At 55.0% G+C, this 19,773-nt stretch carries 12 protein-coding genes and 1 pseudogene; all 13 read right to left on the bottom strand.

The genetic code is table 11. The annotated features are described in order from the left end of the window. Positions 1 to 77: pseudogene (locus Psfp_RS05680) on the bottom strand (IS200/IS605 family transposase); the annotation flags it as partial. A 516-nt stretch (positions 78 to 593) separates the two neighbouring features. Further along, complete coding sequence (locus Psfp_RS05675; RefSeq protein ID WP_348981108.1) at positions 594 to 1,208, bottom strand: FmdE family protein; 615 nt, start codon at positions 1,206 to 1,208, stop codon at positions 594 to 596. 51 nt (positions 1,209 to 1,259) lie between these two features. Beyond that, positions 1,260 to 2,972 carry an ABC transporter ATP-binding protein gene (locus Psfp_RS05670; RefSeq protein WP_134217578.1) on the bottom strand — a complete coding sequence of 571 codons (1,713 nt, stop codon included), beginning with the start codon at positions 2,970 to 2,972 and terminating at the stop codon, positions 1,260 to 1,262. Beyond that, complete coding sequence (locus tag Psfp_RS05665) at positions 2,959 to 3,813, bottom strand: ABC transporter permease (RefSeq protein WP_134217577.1); 855 nt, start codon at positions 3,811 to 3,813, stop codon at positions 2,959 to 2,961. Before Psfp_RS05665 ends, Psfp_RS05670 begins: the two co-directional genes overlap by 14 nt. Beyond that, positions 3,803 to 4,774, bottom strand: coding sequence for an ABC transporter permease (locus tag Psfp_RS05660; RefSeq protein WP_243120495.1), 972 nt, complete (start codon positions 4,772 to 4,774; stop codon positions 3,803 to 3,805). Before Psfp_RS05660 ends, Psfp_RS05665 begins: the two co-directional genes overlap by 11 nt. A 65-nt stretch (positions 4,775 to 4,839) precedes the next feature. Next, positions 4,840 to 6,450: an ABC transporter substrate-binding protein gene (locus Psfp_RS05655; protein ID WP_134217575.1), complete on the bottom strand. Its 1,611-nt coding sequence runs from the start codon at positions 6,448 to 6,450 to the stop codon at positions 4,840 to 4,842. Between the two features lie 479 nt (positions 6,451 to 6,929). Beyond that, positions 6,930 to 7,658, bottom strand: a complete 729-nt coding sequence (locus Psfp_RS05650) for an ECF transporter S component (protein ID WP_134217574.1) — start codon at positions 7,656 to 7,658, stop codon at positions 6,930 to 6,932. Next, entirely contained in the window at positions 7,640 to 9,331 is a 1,692-nt protein-coding gene (locus tag Psfp_RS05645; RefSeq protein ID WP_134217573.1) for an ATP-binding cassette domain-containing protein, read from the bottom strand. The genes Psfp_RS05650 and Psfp_RS05645 overlap by 19 nt, the downstream gene beginning before the upstream one ends. Further along, positions 9,304 to 10,194, bottom strand: a complete 891-nt coding sequence (locus tag Psfp_RS05640; RefSeq protein WP_134217585.1) for an energy-coupling factor transporter transmembrane component T — start codon at positions 10,192 to 10,194, stop codon at positions 9,304 to 9,306. The genes Psfp_RS05645 and Psfp_RS05640 overlap by 28 nt, the downstream gene beginning before the upstream one ends. Continuing rightward, positions 10,191 to 11,030: a DUF4430 domain-containing protein gene (locus Psfp_RS05635; RefSeq protein ID WP_348981107.1), complete on the bottom strand. Its 840-nt coding sequence runs from the start codon at positions 11,028 to 11,030 to the stop codon at positions 10,191 to 10,193. The genes Psfp_RS05640 and Psfp_RS05635 overlap by 4 nt, the downstream gene beginning before the upstream one ends. 34 nt (positions 11,031 to 11,064) lie before the next feature. Further along, positions 11,065 to 12,705 (bottom strand): S-layer homology domain-containing protein, encoded by a 1,641-nt coding sequence (locus Psfp_RS05630; protein WP_134217572.1) that lies wholly within the window; start codon positions 12,703 to 12,705, stop codon positions 11,065 to 11,067. A 67-nt stretch (positions 12,706 to 12,772) separates the two neighbouring features. Beyond that, the gene (locus tag Psfp_RS05625; RefSeq protein WP_134217571.1) at positions 12,773 to 18,517 is read right to left on the bottom strand and encodes an S-layer homology domain-containing protein; all 5,745 of its coding nucleotides are present in this window, start codon (positions 18,515 to 18,517) and stop codon (positions 12,773 to 12,775) included. A gap of 76 nt (positions 18,518 to 18,593) precedes the next feature. After that, positions 18,594 to 19,556 (bottom strand): hypothetical protein, encoded by a 963-nt coding sequence (locus Psfp_RS05620; RefSeq protein WP_134217570.1) that lies wholly within the window; start codon positions 19,554 to 19,556, stop codon positions 18,594 to 18,596. Positions 19,557 to 19,773 lie beyond the last annotated feature (217 nt).

The following is a 19,773-nucleotide window of genomic DNA, read 5'->3' as shown; positions in this document are numbered from 1 at the left end:
CTATACCGTGGACAGAAAACAAAATGATAGTTGATTAGAGATACTGTGGTTTGTGTTCTTCTATACTCTTGTCCCATAATTATATTGTATCACTTAATTAATACTACTGCAACAGAACGAGGGGGGGCAAATCGGGAGCCGCCTTCATACCACGATTAAAACCGTGGGCTTTCGGCTACGTTTCTGTAATAGATAGACTCTTTTCATCAATCTGAACACTCCAGGATAATAATTTGGTATTGGATAGTGATTAATAATTTGTGTAATTCCACCTCCTGCATCAAGTTTTATTTATGGTATTGCCATTTTTGATGACATAATTGCCATATGCTCCTTCCAAGACCCTGGCATAGTTTCTCAGAACCAATGCCGTACGAAAAAATAAAAACCACCGCTGGGTTTTGCCAATCCAACGATGGCATACTGTATGGTAGTAGTGATGATTTTTTATAATTGAAAGCTTCTAGCCCTATGGAAGTCCATTTTTGGATCGAGTAGCAACCGAAACCGATATTCTGGCGTTAAACACTATACTGACTAGAAGCTAATCATTTAATCATTCCGTCACTTTGCTATTTTTGAAATATCCCCCGCTACCAGCCACGGCTGTACTGGCCGGCGCAGGGCAGGCAGACTACCTTGCCTTCTTGCAACCTGGCGCGGGGTTCCATGACCGGCTCGCCGCATTCCGCACAGATGAGGGTATCAAATACACGCGCCAGGGGGGGAAGCTCCACTTCTACTTGCCGGACCTCGTAAAGCTCTTCCGCAGGCATTTCGAGAATCCTCTCGGTGCGCTCCCGCTGGATTTGCTGGAAAACCTCCCGCTCTTCCGGAGAGGCGGCGCCGCTGAAGTATTTGATTCTCAGTTCCTTGTGTCCGGGATGATTCCGCCAGGCCGAAGCCTTGACGGCAATACGCGCCGCCCGGCCGCTGTCGCGACAGACAAAGGTGTATACCTGCTTGCCGTGGTCACGGTAAATCAGGTTGCCCTTGCCCAGGCTGCAGCCGGTCAGCGCCTGGACGGCGTCTACACCGCAGGCGTCGTTTTCCACAATAGCCACCAGTTCCTCATCAATTGCGCGGACTGCGGCCAGTTCCGCCAAGGCGGCTTGAGCCACCCGGTAGCCGATGGCCAGGCCGGGACAGGAGTGGCCGTGAAACTCGATTGATTTTTCCCAATCATTTTTTTCTACACTCATCATCATTCATCATTCCTTTATCGATTATAATTGGTTGTCTCAAAACTATCATACACATCAAACACAGGGCAAAGCCTCCAATCCGGCGCCGGACGGACTTTTCTTAAGCTGTTCCAAAGCAGCCTGACCAGGCATGGCTGCCAGCAGGTTTCTGGTATATTCGCTACACGGATTTCTTAAAACTTGAGCGCATGGGCCTTCCTCGACGATCCTGCCTTGCTGTATTACCGCCAGCCTGTCGCTCACTTTCCTGGCCAGAGCCAGGTCGTGGGTTATCAACAAGATGGCCACCCCCTTTCTTTCCTGCAGGTTCAACAAAAGCTTGAGTATTTTGGCCTGTACGCTGGGATCCAGCGCCGAAGTGGGCTCATCGGCGATCAGCACTTTCGGGTTTAAAACCAGCGCCCTGGCGATCGCCACCCGCTGGACCTCGCCGCCGCTTAATTGGTGTGGATATTTACGCAAAAACAGATCGTCCGACGGCAGTTCCACATCATTCAACACACCTTTGACCTGTGCCAGTTTCTCTTCTTCTGTACCCCTTCTGTTTATATCCAGGGGCTCCTTAACAGCTTGCAGGACATTCATGCGGTGATTGATGGACTCTCCGGGGTTTTGAAAAACCATCTGCACCCTCTCGTGGCTCCTGACATTTTTGGCTTTTTCACCCCCGCAATCCAGCAGGATCTGCCCCTCGTCGGCTTTTATCAGACCCATAACGGTTTTGGCCAGGGTGGTTTTGCCCGAACCGCTCTCCCCCACCAGGGCCAGTGTCTCTCCCTCGCAAAGAGTCAGCTCGATGCCCTGCAGAGCCATGTGGGAGCCGAACGACTTGCTCAATTTTTTAATCTCCAGCAAGGGTACGATACCGCCCCGGTGGCAGGCTATCTGGCGGCCGCCGGCATTTACCAGCGGCGGTACTTCGCTGCCGCATACAGCAGCCTTCTGGGTGCAGCGCGGGTGAAAGACACAGCCGGCGCCCCCATGCGACAATCTCCCCGGGATCCCTTGCAGGTCCTTGGTTGTATCCATTCCCGGATATGAACGTAGCAGCCCTCGCGTATACGGGTGACGCGGATAAGCCAGCAATTCGCCGGTAACGCCGGCCTCGACAATCCTGCCTCCGTACAAAATAGCCATCTTGTTGGTAAGGCTGGCCGCCGTGGCAATGTCGTGGGTTATCACCAGAGAAATCTTGTCAATGGACAACCTTTTAAGCAAAGAGATGATATGCGCCTTCGTCAAAGCATCCAGGGCTGCCGTGGGCTCGTCAAAAATCAGGACGTCCGGATCGTTGGCCAGAGCCAGGGCTATCAGCGCCCTTTGTTTTTCCCCGCCGCTAAGGAGATGGGGGAAAGCGCAGGCGTGTCGTTGCCCGAGCCCCACCTTGCCAAGCAACTCAAAAGTCCTGCTGAAGGCCGCGGCCCGGTCCCTCACACCATGGTTCTCCAAGGACTCGACAATCTGGTCGGCAACGGTGTACAGCGGGTTCAGGGCGTCTTCAACATTTTGAAATACCATGGCCACCTCTTTGCCCCGCATACGGCGGCGCTCCTCTTCCGGGCAGACCAGAATATTCCTGCCGTTGACAATAATCCGGCCCGTACAGCTGCCCGCCACCAGGCCGATGATGCTTAAACCCAGGGTTGTCTTGCCGGCGCCTGACTCACCAACTACAGCCAGTACGTCTCCCCTGCGCAGTTCAAAACTCACGTCATTGATAACGGGCAATCCGTCATAAGAAACCTTCAGATCTTTAACTTCCAGCATGCTTAACCTCTCTTCGCAAGCGAGGATTTAGAGATTTTTCAAGGGCAAAACCTGTAAAAGTAAAACCTGTTACGGTTACAGCCAGTGATAGTCCGGCAGGGAGCAGCCACCATTTCCAGACGTCCAGGTAGATAAATTTAAGGGCCTGCTGCATCATCTTGCCCCAGCTGACCATAGACGGATCGCTGACGCCCAGAAATGAAAGCCCCGCTTCCATAAACACGGCCCGGCGGATGTCCTGGATGATTACAGCCACCAGCACAGGCCCCAAATCGGGCACGATGTGGCGAAGCAACAGGTGGCTCCAGGAGGCTCCAAAAGTGCGGGCCGCCGAAACGGACATCTTTTCTTTAAGTGAAAGGGTTTGCGCCCGTACCACTCTCGCCCCGCCCGGCCAGAGCAGGGCCGAGAGCAGGATCACCAGCAGCATCGTGTTTGGCCTCAAGTAAGCCGCCGCCAGAATAACCACAATGACCGGCGGGATAATAATGAGAGCGTCCACCAGCCGCATCAGGATCCGGTCATATAGGCCGCCGCAAAGGGCGGCCGTGCCACCGGCAACAATGCTCAGTATAATTGAAAGCAGGCCCACACCGCAGCCGACGGCAAGCGACGTGCGAGCCCCGTAAAGCAGGTGTGTCCAGATATCCTGCCCCACGTCGTTGGTCCCTAACCAGTGCCGCAGCGAGGGCGGGCTGAAGACAGGCCCCGCATAACAGGACGGCTGATAGGAGGTCAGAAGCGGGGCCAAAACGCCCATGGCCACGACCAGAACAATCAAAGCGACACCGCCGCGGCCCAGACTGTCTTGTTTGATTTCCTGCCAGTAGTTAATGTGCATAATTAACCCTCGGGTCGAGTTTTGGATACAGCAGGTCAACCAACAAATTAACCAGTAAAACAATCAGCGCAACCAGCAGAAGGATGCCCTCTAAAAGAGGGTAGTCCCGCGCCAGCAGGGACTTGTACAAAAGCGATCCCATGCCCGGGTAGGAAAACACGATTTCTATAAACAACGTGCCTGTTACCAGGTTGGCAAACTGCATTCCTGCCGCGGTGATAACCGGCAACAGGGAATTTCTCCCGGCGTGACGGTACCTGATGGAACTATCCGTACAGCCCTTGGCCCTGGCGGTTAAGATATAAGCAGAGCCCAGCGTTGCGACCATCGTATTGCGGGTCAGCAGGTAGGCGCCGGTCATGCGCGCTATAACCAGGGCGGCCAGCGGCAAAGCAAGGTGCCGCAGGACATCCAGCGCCAGGGCCAGGCCGCTGTGCCCGGCATACGGCTCCACCGCTCCGGCCAGAGGCGCCAGGCTTAAAAACACACCAAAGAAAAGCAAGAGCAGGATCCCGACAAAAAAGTCCGGCAGCCCGCTCAAAAGCATATTGCCGCCCAGCAAAACCTTGTCCAGCAGCCGGCCCCGCCTGTAACCGGACTCAATGCCCAGAAACAGACCGAGCAGAGTTGATAAAACCAGGGCCAGGCCGGTCAGCAACATGGTCCAGGGTAAAAACCCGAGAATAACCCCGGCCACCGGAGCATTATAAAAATAGGAGTATCCCAGGTCGCCCCGGCAAAGCGAGCCCAGGTATGAAACCATCTGTTCGAAGAGAGAGCGGTCCAGGGCAAACCGCCTGATTAATTCTTCCTGCAACTGGGGGGTCATGGCCAGGATAGCCTCGTTCCCGTATATGGCCTGCAGCGGGTCGCCCGGCATCAAACGCGGCAATATGAAGTTGATGGCCAGGATCACGAGCAGGGCTATCACATAATTGGCAACCAGACCGGTCTTTTTCACTGACTTTTCCCCTTTACTTCGATTGATACTCATTCCGCAGAAGACAGCCTCTGATAGCCGCCTTCCTACCGGATAAATGCCATTTTATTAAACGGCAGCGGCACGCCGCTTCCTATACCCTGCATGGTATAGAAAAGGTTTACCTGTCCGTTGTGAACGTAGTACCAGTTTGGATAATACAGCGGTAAAGCAGGCATTTCCCGGGCATATAGCTCCTGGACCCGGCCGACCAGTTCCCGGCGCTTTTCTTGATCCATTTCGGCAAGCTGCTGTTTTAAAAGGCTGTTAAGCTCTTCGCTTTGCTCGTACCTGGCGCTGTTAAACCCCTTGGCGATGATGGCTTTGTTTAAATTTTCGGGATCCCCGCCCAGCCCGCCATGGCCGCTTAAGGCCAGGTCAAATTTATTTTCCAGGACGCGGTTGTCCAGGGTCTTGGCCTCCAGACTGCGTAGGTTGATCTTGATGCCGGCTTGCTCCAGTTGTCCCTTAATAAACTCGCCCTCACGTTCGCCGGGCGCCCCCTGCGTGGTGGAACCGCTGCCGCTGACCAACAGTTCCAGCTCCAGCGTCTGGCCGTCCTTCTCAAAATAGCTGCCTTTTTTAACGTAACCCAGCCCGGCCAAAAGCTCTGCCGACTTGCCGGGGTCGTAGGAGTACTGTCCGTCAAGTCGCGGGTTGTACCAGGCGTTGTCCGGCGGCAAAAGCCCGGGACTGCCTGCCAGGCCGTACCCCCGCAGGCAGGTATTGACCAGCGCCTGACGGTCGATAGCGTAAGCCAGAGCCTGACGAAACTCTTGACTGTCCAGAGGCGCCTTCTGGTGGTTGATCACCATTTTGGCCACCCAGTCATGCGAGGATTCCAGGCATTTGAATCCTTCCTTCTCCAGTTCCTGAGCCATCTCCGGCGGTATCTGGGCCACACCGGCCTGCTTTTGCCGCAACGCCGCGGCCGACACTTCCCCGCCTACCTTGACGAACTTCAACTGCTTGATCACGGGGGCGCCCTGGTAATACTGCTCGTTGGCCTCGTAGAGGTATGTACCCTGCTCCTTGCTGTAATCTACAAGCTTATAAGGCCCGGTCCCGGTCAAAGCTTCTTTTTGTTGAAACTGCCGGGGCTCCTGGACGTCTTTCCAGATATGCTCGGGAAGCACCGGCAGAGTACCCCCGACCAGCTCCAAAAACGGGGCGTAAGGCTTTTCCATGTACATTTTGACGGTGTATTCGTCTAATGCTTCCACATCCTTGACAACGCCAGTGTCAACCCACTGATAAGGATGCTTTTTGGTGTAGTTGATGGTGAAGGCAACGTCCCCGGCTGTGAACTTCTGACCGTCGTGCCAGGCAACGTCCTTACGCAACCGGAACAGGTAGGCATCCTCGTCTTTTAGGTACTCCCAACTCTCCGCCAGTGCCGGTATGTAGCCGCCGGCATCTTTCCAGACCAGGGTGTCGAAGATAAAACTCATCCGCACATAACCCGGACCGCGGGCATAATGAGCGTAAGGCGATGGAAAACCCCAATCCCCGGTCGGGTCGGCTATGGTATAAGTGCTTACCTCACCTAACGGTTCTTTTGATCCTTTTTCTCCACAGCTGTTCGCCGCAAGGACAAAGACGGCAAGGACCAGCAAGCAGCCCAGCAGCTTCAATGCGCGCTTCCGTTTTTTTAACATCTGATCACTCCTCTTTTTTAATGTATATTTAAAATCAAAAAACCACGAAGTACCCGCCTGAATTCTTCAGGCCGTACCTTCGTGGTTAAATCCGGTTATAAAGATATGGCTTTACCTGCTTATAAACCCTAAAAATGTAGGTGCGAATTCATTCGCATAAAAGTTTCTTTAGATACCTAAGTGCGGCGCTAATGCGCCGTTGTGCGATTGAAATGGCGCCTACAGCTGGTGTTTTTCATGATACGCGCAAATTCACTCGCACAAGACCTAATCGAAATGCAGTATGTAATAAGGCTCCTGCGGCATAAAAGCTAAAAAGGAATCAGCAATTCTTAACGGAAAGCTTCAGCAGTCCCATTACGATTGATTTTATAATTAACCAGGCAATGTGTCAATATATGGATCGACAATATATTTTAATATAACGCCTCTTTAACCTAACAACAGTTTTCCCGTCGCTCAGCCAATATGCTATTTTTCTAAGGTTCGAGCAATCCATACTTTATCTTAATCCGGTCAAGCTTTTCAATCATGGGGCGGGCTAAAACGAACAGAAAAAACACCGTCGCCACAGCATGCACTGCATTGAACCAGAAGCCGGAGATATATATCGCTATAAGCGCGGGCCATGAGAACCGCGGCGTAAACATCAAGAGGGAGCCAAGGTCGATTATTCCGCCGTAGATGAAAAAAGTGGAAAGGCCGCCGTACAGGCAAAGAGGCAGACGCTCCTTTTTCAGAAAGCCTTTTTTAAAGAGAATGCCTGCGAGAAAACCGATAAGGCCGAAGCAGAACATCTGCCAGGGCGTCCACGGCCCCTGCCCGAAGAAAAAGTTGGACACAAAGGCAGCCACCGCGCCGACCAGAAAACCCGCCTCCGCGCCACAGCACACACCCGCGATGATGACGATGGCCGCCACCGGCTTGAATTGCGGCAGCATGAAAAAGGCCGCGCGTCCCGCAACGGCTATCGCCGCCAGCACCGCGACAACAAGCAGCTCGCGGGCCTGGGGCCGGCGGTTTTCAAATACCAGCACGAAGGGCAGCATGCTGTAAAGTACGATTAAAAGGCTGATAAAGTAATATTTCCGGTCGCCGAGAAAAAACACGCCGAACAGGATGGTCGCGGGAATGACCAGCGCCATCAGCATACCAGCCACAAAAGTACGCCGGCTCCGGGATCTGACGGTCAGAGATTTTTCCTGCATGCTTCAATCACGTCCTCTATGGTCACGGCAGCGGGGAAGATATGGCGCGCCATACGGTTGGCTGCCGTGGTATAAAAGCTGTTTCCCGAGAAAAAGGCGCGGGGCGTGTTTTGCGTGATGATCCCTCCGTCGAAAAACAGGGCGCAAACGTCGGCATAGCGCGCGCAAAACTCGATATCATGGGATACCATTAATATCGTTTTGCCCAGGGCGGTCAACTTTTTAAGCATACCCGCGAGCTTGATCTTGAAATGGCCGTCCAGGCCCTTGGTCGGCTCGTCGAGCAGAAGGATTTGCGGCTCCAGCAGGAGCACCTTGGCCAGCGCCGCGCGCTGCTGCTCCCCGCCGCTCAAATCATAGGGGTGCATTTGCAAGAGACCCTCCAGCTCGGCCAGCGCGCAAACATCCCGCACCTTTTGCTCTTTTTCCCTTTTGGAAAGCTGCTTGCCCGACAGCATTTCGTATAAATCAAGCTCCACCGTTTTTTTAACAAAGAGAAGCTGCGGATTTTGGGGCAGCAGGGCGGGTTTGTTGGCCGTCCGCTCCTGCCCGCTCATTTTGCGAAGGTCCCGGCCATTGATGCGCACCCGCCCCCGGTAGGGCTTCAGGATGCCGCCGACAATGGAAAGAGCGGTGGTCTTTCCGGTCCCGTTGCCGCCGACAATGCAATAGAATTGCCCCCCTTCCACCTCCAGCGACAAATCCTTCACCGCGTCGGGCAGGTCCCTGGCGTATTTGAACCATACCTCCTGCAACTGGATAACAGGCAGCGCTCCGGCCTTTGTCCGCAAAGCAGGCTCCCGGCGGTACTGCGCGCCGGGCGCTTCGCGAAGCGCCTTTTTGTCGATATGCAAGGCGTCCAGCCATTCGCGCCCCTCCTGCACGGTGACAGGACAGGGCAGGGTGCTGTCCACCCCTGCATAGATCTGCATAGGCGAGGGCATGGCAAGAAATATATCATGTTTCATTTCCTTTAACCGCTCCCCGGCCCGCCGGGGCGTATCATGGACTATAATTTCACCTTCGTCCATGACCACCACCCGGTCGGACATGGGCAGGACCCCCTCCAGCCGGTGCTCGGTCATGATGATGGCCGTACCCAGCTCACGGTTGATTTTTTTGACTGTTCCCAGAAAATCCTCCGCCGCGATGGGGTCGAGCTGGCTGGTGGGTTCGTCAAGCACCAGGACGGAGGGCTGCATGGCCATGATGGAGGCCAGGTTTAAGAGCTGCTTCTGCCCGCCGGAAAGTTCCGCAACATCCTTCCCGAACCAGGTCTGGATGCCGAAGAAGCTGGCCATTTCGGCTACACGCAAACGGATGGTTTTATTGTCAAAGCCTAAGGACTCCAGCCCGAAGGCCAGTTCATGCCATACTTTGTCGGTGACGATCTGATTGTCCGGGCTTTGCAGGACAAAGCCTATACGCGCGGCCTGGGCGCGCCGGCCGCTCTCGGCCAGGGGCCGGCCATAAAAGCATATTTCGCCCGCCCTTGTTCCGTGGGGTGTCAGCACGGTTTTGAGATGCCGCAAAAGCGTACTCTTGCCGCTGCCCGACTTGCCGCAGATAGTGACGAATTCGCCCTGCTTGACGATAAGGTTAATATTTTTAAGCGCCGGCTTTTCCCGCAGCGGATAGGTAAAGCTTAAAGCTCTGATTTGATACGCTTCCATTTGAGTTCCTCCGCCGTATCGATAATAACCGGCAGCAGCCCCAGGGCGAGATAGGCGCAATACACGCCAATGCTAAAGGCGTTTGGCGGCGGCAGCCTGAGGGACGGGAAAAAACGCATGGTGTTGTATCCTGCCGCCGCGCCCGCGAGTATTGTCGCCATAAGCAGCAGCATTGCCCCGAAGACGGTTTTGTCCCGCCGGTCGAACCGGAAAATAGAAAAGCTGGTGCGCCCCGGCAACCCGTAACCCCTCGATTTCATGGAGTCAGCCGTTTCTATGGCGTTTTCCAGCGCCCAGGTCGTCATCATGGAGAGAATTTGCAGGCCGTTTCTGGCCCGCTCCAGAATATTCCCGTTGGATACATCCCTGCCTATGCCTTGCTGCGCAATGGAAATGACTTGAATCTGCGCCTTATACCTGGGAACAAAGCGCAGCGCCATGGACAAAACCAGCGACAGCGCGGGGATGAGCCTGCCGAACAAATAGATGAATTTATCCGAGGTCATGACGGCGTTATAGCAGGAAAACCACAAAATGACCGCGCCGAACATGCCGGCCGCAGCTATGCCGTAAAGGATGGATTCAAGAGTGACCGGGTTGCCGTTTTTCAGGTAGAACAATATTGTCACGCCCGCGTGGTTAAAAGCGGGATTGATGACCGCCATGAACAGCAAGAGGGGCAGCAGGTACAAAAGGTTGAACCTGATTGCCTTTTGCCCCCGGAGCAGGACGGAATAGCAAAAGGAACACAGCAGCGAAACGGCCAGGCATACCGGGTGCAGGAAGCACATGGAAAACAGCAGCACCGCGGTAAAATAGGTGAAGGTCACGACAGGGTGCAGGGTTGAAAACGCGTCCTTCATCCGCCGCTTTGCCCCAGCCATTCTTCGCCCAGATCCCGTCCCAAGTCACAGGTGTACACCAACTCAATTACGTCGCCGTCTTTAAGCTGATAACGGCTGCAGCCGTAATTGGGGAACCAGCCGTTGACCTTGTACATCCAGCCCGACAACTCGCCGCAGTCGAATTCGTAGATGTTGTTGATACCCTCGATGTAGTTGGAGTTATAGAGGGGCGTCATTTCAAATTCCATGTGAATTTTATGCTTTTTCATCTCCCGCTGCAGCACGTTGAACACCGACTCGCCCTCGTAAAAGGCCACGGTCCGGGACGGGTAGATCACGCCGTCCGCCGGCAGCACCTCCAGCTTATCCTTATTAAAGCGGTCCATGTTGTTGAGGATGGTCTTGCAGGTTACCGACAGGGTGCAGGCAAGCCTTAACTCAGTGTTTACTGTCACGTCCTGCCACTCCACCGGCCGGGGCTTTCCCGGCGGCGCCGGGTCGGTCAGATATCGGTCCTTGCCCGTTTCAGGGTCTATGACCATCTGGCCTGAATCATTTTCGGCGGTTTTGTCTTCCGTTTTGCTCCCGGTGAAACCGGCTGGTTTGGTTTCATATTCTGTTTTTTGTGCCTGCGTTGTTTCTGCTCCGGAGAAGGGCGCGCTTTCGGAAAAGTGCTCCGAACCGGATGGAGTTGCATTCTCCACAGGCTTTGACATGCCCGTTTCGACGGCAGCGGTCTGCTCCGGCACGGTGGTTTTTACCGCGTAATTGCCGCCATAAAACCATGCCGCCGCAAGGACACAGCAGATGACGGCTGCGGCGGCTATTTTATTCTTCGTTATCCCTATCTTCAATTCACATCCCTTCCTTAGAGCTATAAAAGTAGGGCTATAAAAGCTCCGCCTTTTGCAGCATCCGGTAAACCATACCGGCGATCTCCGCGCGTGTGACGGCCTCTTGCGGCACAATGTTCAAAGCCTCCTGGGAAAGGATGCCCTCTTTGTAGCAGAAAGCAAGGGATTCTCTCGCCCATGTGGAGCTTGTGGTGTAATCGGGAAACTGCGCCAGCATGTCACGTGTTTCCGCGTCGGTCATCCCGGTGTCCATGCCGCAGAGCTTTGCCGCGCGGGCGACCATGGCAGCCGCCTCTTCACGGGCGATAGTGCTCGCCGGAGAAAATACGGTTTCCGATGTGCCGTTTACAATACCGCGGGCATATGCCGTTCCGACATAGGGGGCATACCAGTTTGTTGCCGCAACGTCGGTGAAGACAGCATCATTGGCCGGCGGCAGCCCCAGCGCCCGGACAACAATCGCGGCAAACTCCGCCCTGGTCATGGTGCGGTCAGGTTCAAAGGCGGCATCGGAAACACCGTTGATAATACCGCGGGAGGCGAGGGCTTCGATGGCCTCCCGCGAGTCGTTTCCTGCAGTATCCGCAAAGGCCTTATTGGGATAAATGACCGGGCCTGCCTTTACACCGGGAGCTTTTTCGGACCGGGCCGCCGTACCGGGATTCTGCCCGGCTGCCGGACCCTTTGCGTCGCTCATATCGTAAAGGCTGTTTTCCCCATTTTTGAAACGCTTATAGGCAATCAGTCCGTAAAACCCCTGTTCCGTCGCCATGCCGTTCGGGCCGGCGTCGTCCGCAATGTGCTTGAAGCCGCCGCCCGGCACATAGAAAGTCAGCAAATTGTCCATGAGGGAATTGCCGTTCTTAATAAACCGGCTGTCGGTATCGGGATCGATGCCCAGCGCGGTCAGGGCGACCAGCGCCTGCACGACGCTTTCCGAATTGGCCGCACCCCAGCTTGCAAAGCCCCCGTCGCTGTTTTGCAGATTCGACAGGCAGTTTCGGGCCTTGTCGATCACCGCTTTGATATCCGCGCGCTCCTGATAGGGCGCCAGCGCCTGAAGCGCCATGGCGGTGAGATCCGGATCGCCTGTCTCGCCGCCCAGCGAAAATCCCCCGTCGGGAAGCTGCCGCTTGACGATGGTGTCAAGGAGCAGCTCACGCGTGGTCTGCACCTGCGCGTCCCCGCCGGCCGGGACGGCATAATCCCCCGCATCCAGGGCGAGCAGGGCAAAGATGGGACCGTTGATGCCCTGCCAAAGGACCTTGTTGTAATCGCCCAGCTTGGCCAGCAGGTTGTATCCGCCCACATCCGCCGGGTTTTTGCCGATGGCGGTCAGCGCCAGCACAACACGGGAGTATTCCGTGTATTTTTTGTCGTGCAAAACGCCTTGTCTTTTAACAACTTCAGCTTCCAGGGTTTTATAATACGCTTCGTACCAGTTTGGCGGCGCCTTATATCCGGCCCGCGCCAAGCCGATTACGGCCCATTCACCGCCGATGGAACCGACTTGAGGGTCCGGCACCGTTTTCAGCAGGTAAGCGCCGGTATCCGCGATAGCCTTTTCCAGGGAAACAGGCGGCTTCACCGTTTCGGCGGCAAGGGCCGCGACGGAGCAGCCCAGCATGATCCAAGCCGCGAGGAAAAGGGCAAGAGCTTTACTGCATTTTTGCATCTATTCTCAGTCCTTTCACAAAAGAGAGTGCTTCCACCCGCACAAGTTTCGCACCGGCCGGCACGGCCTACCTTGCCAGCAGGTTGTACAGGACCTGCGCCATCTGTGCACGAGTGGTGTTTCCGCCCGGATCGAGCTTTCCATCGCTTCCGGTTACCGTGCCGCTTGCCACGAAGTTTTCCATGGCGGTTTTCGCGTAGTCCGAAATTTTACCGGCGTCCGTGTAGCTCGTGAGGGTTTTGCCGGCAGTCGTCTCGGGCAGCTCTCCGAGCAAGTCAAGTGTGCGATAGAGCAGCGTAAACACATCCTGCCTGCTGATCTCACGGTCCGGCGCATACATGTTGTCGCCCACACCGGTGGATATCCCGAGGCGCTTTGCGACCGCAAGGTAATTTGTATAATATGTGTCTCCCGCATCGGCAAAGTTATTGGTTGGGTTCTCGTCGGGCTCTATGCCATAAGCGCGCATCAGCATGACGATGAACTGCCCTCTTGTAAGAGTGTTTTCCGGGCCGAACATGTTACCGCCTATGCCGACCGCTATGCCGCGCGCGGCGCAGAAGGTCACCGCCCCGTGGTACCACGCGGCGCCGTCGATGTCGGTGAAGGTTATCTTGTTATATCCCACGGCATATTTGGAGAAATGGGTGACGGCAAAGTTTACTGTGCCCGTTTCCGCATGGTACGCCCCGCGTATCGTTTGAAGATTCCCCGCATCGTCAATGCGGTAAACAACAACCGCGTTTTGATCCTCGCCGGGTTGCAAGGCATAGGGAATGCTTATGCTCACGCTGCCGCCGCCGAAGCTTGCAATCAGGTTGTCCCCCGCGGTCACTGAAAAATCATAGACCGGCCGGTTACCGATCAATGCTTTGGCTTCTTCGTTTAACGCGCCGGTGTTTGCCTGGACAATTGAAACGGTAAAACCTTCACTGACGGCGGAAGCGCTAATGACGGCGACCGCCTTGGCGTCAAAGGTCAGATTGCCCAACCCGGTTGCAATGCTCAGCGAGGTATTGCCGGTTTGGCCAAGCGCGGCCACGGCGGTTTGCGGTATAGTAAGTTTCATGGCAGTTGCGCCTGCGGGGATCTCCACCGTGACCACCACCACAGCACCCTTCGCGTCTTCGCCGGCCGTGATCGCTTTATTGAATGCGTCGAGGGTGTCTGCGGCAAGAGTCGCGACGGCAACACTATTCTGATCAAGTACGGCCGCAACCGTCACACCGTTGAGAGAACCTTCAGGCTCTTCAAGCGCGGGCTTTTCAACTTTTCCACTGCCGCTCATATCAATAACCGTGCCGCCAGACGGCGGATTCACGTCCTCAGCTTCCAGCCATTTATAGGATGGCGTTCCATTCCAGGGCGCTTCCACCTTATAATCGTCCACATAATGCCAGATAATCTTATCGCCCTGGCTTAGAGTGTAATACTCCAGTCCCACATTGGGATGAATACCGTTGACGGTATACATCCAGCCGGAATTCGGGCCGTTGGAGAATTCCGACAGCCAATATCCTCCGTAAGCAGCCGGCGCTTCGATGGAAGAAACGTAGTTGCTCTCCGCGCCTACATATTGCAGACCCGCTTCGTTCAGCGCCTTCGTAAATACATCATAAACGGTCGCACCCTTATTAACAGTAACCTGCCTGGTCGCGATCCAGGTCACATACTTTACGTGGGCGCCGGCATCCCCGTGACAGGAGTCGCCGATCAGGCGGAAGGAAACCGTGATGCTGTCGGCGTCGGAAGGCGGCGTAACGCTGCCGGTGGTGACCGTCACCACACAACGGGTAAAGGTCAGGAGGTTCTTGCCGCTTCCATTGTCCTTAAAGGCGGTGATGCTGTTAGACTCAGACAAATCCGCGCCGTTCAGCGTTACCTGGCCTTCTGCGTCCGTAGCGGCTTTCTTCTGTCCATTGACCAGAATATCCGCATTGGCGCAAGGCGCAACGCCCGCGGCGTCCTTATTGTTCAGCGGTGCGGACATAAGGGTCAGAGTGACGCTGCCGCTCCTGGACACCGACTTGCTGCCGTCTGTAAACCACGCCTGCGTGGTCTCCCCCTGATCGGAGTAATAGAAGAAGTCGACGCGGTCGCCGCCTTTCAGGACTGTGGTAGACGGGTCGACGGTGATGCCGTTGACCGTACAGAGCCAATCCGCATTTGCACCGTGACTGCTGTTGTCTATGCCGGCCCGTGGGGTGAGGTCGCCGCGGCGGCAGTCAAAATCAATACGGGTTGTCTGGCCGCTGGCGAAGGCGTCCAAAATAGCATGCAGCGCGGTATAGCCGCCGACATTGTACTCCACGCAGCGAATGGGAGCCGCGTCCGCCGCCCGATAGGCGGTCAGGTCGGCCGGCTCCGCCGCAATGGGGATGGAAGCATTGCCGACGAGCACCTTGTCATAGCTCACCACGTTGACGGTGACCTTTCCGGTTTGTCCGGCAGCTTCATTTAAGTCTTCCGCCTTTACCGTTACCGTAAGCGCTTCCGTGCCGTCAACTACCAGGTTAAAGGTTTTCGCCGCGTAACCGCCGCCCGACACGGTGTAGGTATAACTGCCCTGGGGAAGCTGATAGAGATTTGCCTTGCCCGCCGCCGCAGTCATTGTTTTGCCGGTCGCTTTTTTGACAATCACACTGGTGTTCTCCGGAAGATTAAAGGTGACATCGGTGGGCGCCGCCGCGCGGGTCGCTTTAATTGTATAGGTTGCAGGGGCAAATTTTTGTTGTCCTACGCCATCGGCCGCTTCATAAAACAGCCCTTGATTGATGACCTGCAATTGAATCGTTATCGTCTCTCCGGCTGCAAGCGCGATTTCCTGTGTGGCCGGCAATGCTTTGTCCGGACCTTTCATATTGGCAGCCGTCGCCTTAGAGTTCGGCTGAACATTGGCGCCCCGGCCGGGAGAATATACGGTTTCCAGGTATTGATCGTTCACCGAAACTTTGACATAAGGCAAAACGTACTCCGCCATATTAGGAAAAGCAACCGGTGTCAAAGAGATATTTTCGGTTCCGTATGGAACGGTTACCGTATAATCTGTTTCAGTATAAAGAAAACCATATCCGAGATTCATCGTTCCGTTTTCAAGTGTAACCGGCTCTGCTTGCAAAAGTCCGTCCGTCAGGCTGAAACTATCCGTACCGCCGGCAAAACTTAATTCAATATCGTCCAATTTAGTAAAATACGGTGTTGTGGCGCTTGAACTCATTATACTGGTATATGTGCGCGGATATCCCTCAGTGCCGTCCTTTGCAACTATTATTAATTCACCGTTTATGATATCCAGCGTGGACGAATTGTTATTTGCAACTGTGAAACTTCCGGCCTGAACGGGGAATTCCGTTACCTTTTCAGTGACGGCATTGTCCTTGCTTCCCTCGGCCCAGTAACGCCAGTACAGATCAAAATCATCGGGAAGTCCCTCAGTTTGCGCTACATCATACTCGTTGTAGCCATATATTATACCACCGTACTCGATACCTTTGATCTTTAAGGGAGCATTACCGGTTGCGCTGGGCTTGTAAGCATGATTCTGCGGGAATCCGTCAGGGTATGACTGCGAAGAAAGTCCCGTTGTTACGATTTTGGTCAGCTTTCCGAATTCCAGTCGTTCCTGTTCCGCCCGTTCTTCATTGCTCTTGACCCTGATCGTAAAATCCGGCAACCGGCTGAAGGTTTTCAGCGCGTTGTCCGGCGCGTTGAAATTGGGCAAAAGCCCCGCTTCCGAGATATTCCTGTGCGCGCCCAGAGGAGAGCCGAACCAGCTCAGGCCGATGCAGCCGCCTGTAAAATTGTAGTCTCCTTCCTCATCCATCTTCACCACGATATCGTTGTACGTGGTCATATAGTATTGGGTTCCACGGCTGCGGACCAAATCCCCGTTCATATCATAGCGGATGCCCACCGTGGGATCGCTGTCGGAGGAAAAGCCGGGGTTATAAATGGCCGCCAGCTTCGGCACGGGCATGGAGACACCCCTGAAGGTAATGTCCGCGGTGTCGCCGGCCAGCAAGGCCTTGCCGGGATTTGTTTTATTGGCTATATTGATTGCAAGCTTTCTGGCCCGGACCACATGGTACTGGACCTGACCGCCTTTTGCAACCTCGATTATGTTGCGCCCTTCATGCAGGTTTACAGTGAACGCGCCACCACTGTCTGCTGCATATGACGTCCATTGCCCGCTGTTTGTGAAGCCCCAGTCGGCGCACCCAACGGGATTGGATGGGGGGGCAAGCACACGGACGGACGCGCCCGCCTCGGGAGTAAAGGTGTACTGCGCCGTCTCCTGCGCGGGCGCCGCGGCGCCGTCCGGATAGTTCACCCCGCCGTTTATGTATACGGTGTCGTATTCCCGCAGGTCGATGCCGGTATTGAAACCGGCGGCGCCGCCGCCGGCGTTGACCACGATCAAACCGGTGTTGATTGGGTCAATCCCGTTAAAATAGACGCCGTTGACCTCAATCGGGTCGTAGGTAATGCGAACCAGACTGACGCCGTCCCCGACGGCCTGCACCAATCCGTTTTCATCCACCGTGACCGAAGCGCCGGATACCACGCTGTAATGAAAATCCGGCTCGATAAAATAGTTATCCACCTCATTGTTGCATATCTGCCAGGCGCGCAAAGGCTTTATTTTAAATGTTTCACTTGCAGCCAGATTAATAAAAGCGCTGTCCGGGGCATTCGTCAGCAGGTTGTCCTCGTACCCGTTGGGCGATCTATAATTGCTTTCCAGGTAGGTTACCCGCTCTGCGGGGGCCGCTTCCAGATGAAAGGTTATCGTTGTCGGTTCGCTGATTGCGCTGGATAAGCAGGCCGCCTTTGTAACATATCCCGGTTTTGAGATGCGGTAGTGGTAATTTCCGATATTTCCGCCAACGGGGCACTCATAGGTATACCTGTCGTAATCGGGGTCAGACGTGTCGGACGCGAGCAGCTTCGCGGGAATGAACGGAATATAATGGCGGGTTTTCCGCTGCAACACCGTCGTGGCGCCTTTGGGTACTTTCAATGTAAGAGAGGTTGACGGACAGATCCTGATGTCATCGGAATGATAGCCGCCTAAAAACACCGCCATCGCGTTGTTGCCGAAGCCGAGGTAGCCGTCCTTGCTGACCGTTACGTCATAGGAATAGAGATTGTCGTTGCCGTAGGCGGGCAACGTATATATGAAACGGTTGTTCGGGATATTATCGGGATTTTGGTAGACATAGCACTGATAGGCCCAGCCCTGCCCGTCCGTCATGGTGGTTGCAACGTCGCTGATGCCGACTTCCCCATTTGAAACAGGCATACTGTTCCATAGATTCAGGAGAAATACTGCCAGCGTTGCCGCCTGCCCGTCGGCCGTGACGGGAATAGCGCCGCCGCCGGCAGGAACCTGATTGCCCTCCCACAGGGTGGAGGCTTTATAGAACAGAACTCCGGTCTGCGCGGGGACGCTGAGGGTATATACCGTGCAGCCGTTTTCACCAGACGAGACCGCGGGCGTCAGCTTGTTGGCCTCGTCAAAGCCGTTCTCCATGTACACGGCGCCATAGGAGAACTCCGGCTCAAGGACCGGTACCCCCCCATCCGCGTCGGCGCTGTTGGTTTGAACCGTCACCGTCCAAATGCCGGAGTTGAGGTATACCGCGTTGGGCACCGTCAACGTGCCGGCGCTGGAGTATGCCGCGCCGGTCACGGACGCGTCTGTCTGCGGCGGCGCGGCGTTCTCCGCCGGAGCCGAAAGCGGCAGCAGGGCGAAGGCCAAGCCAAATGCCAGCAGCAGGTACACCAGCCTGCGGGCCGTTCTATTTTTCATTATTGCTCTCCTCCTCTGTTTGAATGATTGCTTAGAGCAGGGGGCGCCCTGTACGGAACGCCCCCCGACACCGGCATCAGTTCATGGGAGTGTAATAGGCCGGGAATGTATATCCCAATATTCCATAATACCAGACAACGGTATCCCCGCTGTTGAGCGCGAAGCCGGAGGCGCCGATGGTTTGGGACATCGCGACCTTATGCAGGTCTTGCCCTCTGTATACGCAGTATTGCCAGCCATACAGCCCTGAGGCATCCCTTGTTTGAGTAAGGAACTCTTCTTCAAGCTCGTCATATCCCGTATAGCCGGTCAGGCTGTAGAGATAGGTGCCGTCAGGCGTAAATCCGCCGGTGTTCAGCCAGGTTGAATAATCTAACTCCGTGGGATTGCTGTTGAACATCGCGACAAGGGCCGCAAACGGAGTGGAGTATTTTTGGATCGCCAGCGTGTTATACAGGGGGTTCGAGCTGGACGCGCCGACCGGCGTCGCGGTGATGTTGGTGTTTAGATTGTTCCATGCAGCAAGCGCACCAGACTCCGGCGCCTGAACGTCAACGGTGATGCCGGTCTTGGCGGCCTGCATGCTGATAGGATCCACATTGACCGTAAAATCCATATAGGGCTCGCTGGCCGCCCCATTGTTCCAGGTGGCGCGGATGCCGTAGGCGCTCCAGTAGTTTTGGGTGGTCAGCACGACCTGATTGACGTACACGCCGCCACCGATATCAACCACCGTCGGCGTGCCCACGTTCATCAGATCTGCGCCGTATGTCTCAGTCCAGGTGACTTTGGCAGCTTCCGCCGGGGTGCTGAACCCGGTAAAGCTCCATGCGGAGTCGGCTGGTCCTACCTGCAAGGTAATCTGCGTTCCCGAGCCCTGCCCAACATGATACGTATATTCGGTGCTCGGCGACTTGGTGAAGTTGGGATCAGAGTCGGACGCAAACGCCGTGGCGCTCATCGCGAGCATCATCACCACTGCTATAAGCAGAATCAACGCCTTATTCACGAACACGAATTTGTTAGAAGCGGTTTTCATGTTTTTTCCTCCATTTCACATAAGTTTTTTCACTATTACTGAAATATGCAAACAGGCAGACTTTGTGTTGTTTTACAAGCCCAATGGAATCACATCCTTTCCGCATTGCGCTTGATTTTTTCTTGTTGAACAAAAGTGTGTCTGTTTTCGCAAACAGGCGCGTTTACCAACCTTGATTGAATCATGTCAATATTTCATGTTGGTGCAAGGAATCACC

It is taken from the genome of Pelotomaculum sp. FP, from assembly GCF_004369245.1.
In the GTDB taxonomy this organism is placed as follows: domain Bacteria; phylum Bacillota; class Desulfotomaculia; order Desulfotomaculales; family Pelotomaculaceae; genus Pelotomaculum_C; species Pelotomaculum_C schinkii.
This window is presented reverse-complemented; position numbering and strand designations above follow the sequence as displayed.

Excerpts from the sequence above, each read along its gene's own strand:
- Psfp_RS05655 (WP_134217575.1), bottom strand. The coding sequence starts at position 6,450 with ATGTTAAAAAAACGGAAGCGCGCATTGAAGCTGCTGGGCTGCTTGCTG.
- Psfp_RS05665 (WP_134217577.1), bottom strand. The coding sequence starts at position 3,813 with ATGCACATTAACTACTGGCAGGAAATCAAACAAGACAGTCTGGGCCGC.
- Psfp_RS05645 (WP_134217573.1), bottom strand. The coding sequence starts at position 9,331 with ATGGAAGCGTATCAAATCAGAGCTTTAAGCTTTACCTATCCGCTGCGG.
- Psfp_RS05630 (WP_134217572.1), bottom strand. The coding sequence starts at position 12,705 with ATGCAAAAATGCAGTAAAGCTCTTGCCCTTTTCCTCGCGGCTTGGATC.
- Psfp_RS05675 (WP_348981108.1), bottom strand. The coding sequence starts at position 1,208 with ATGATGATGAGTGTAGAAAAAAATGATTGGGAAAAATCAATCGAGTTT.
- Psfp_RS05640 (WP_134217585.1), bottom strand. The coding sequence starts at position 10,194 with ATGAAGGACGCGTTTTCAACCCTGCACCCTGTCGTGACCTTCACCTAT.
- Psfp_RS05670 (WP_134217578.1), bottom strand. The coding sequence starts at position 2,972 with ATGCTGGAAGTTAAAGATCTGAAGGTTTCTTATGACGGATTGCCCGTT.
- Psfp_RS05625 (WP_134217571.1), bottom strand. The coding sequence starts at position 18,517 with ATGAAAAATAGAACGGCCCGCAGGCTGGTGTACCTGCTGCTGGCATTT.
- Psfp_RS05650 (WP_134217574.1), bottom strand. The coding sequence starts at position 7,658 with ATGCAGGAAAAATCTCTGACCGTCAGATCCCGGAGCCGGCGTACTTTT.
- Psfp_RS05620 (WP_134217570.1), bottom strand. The coding sequence starts at position 19,556 with ATGAAAACCGCTTCTAACAAATTCGTGTTCGTGAATAAGGCGTTGATT.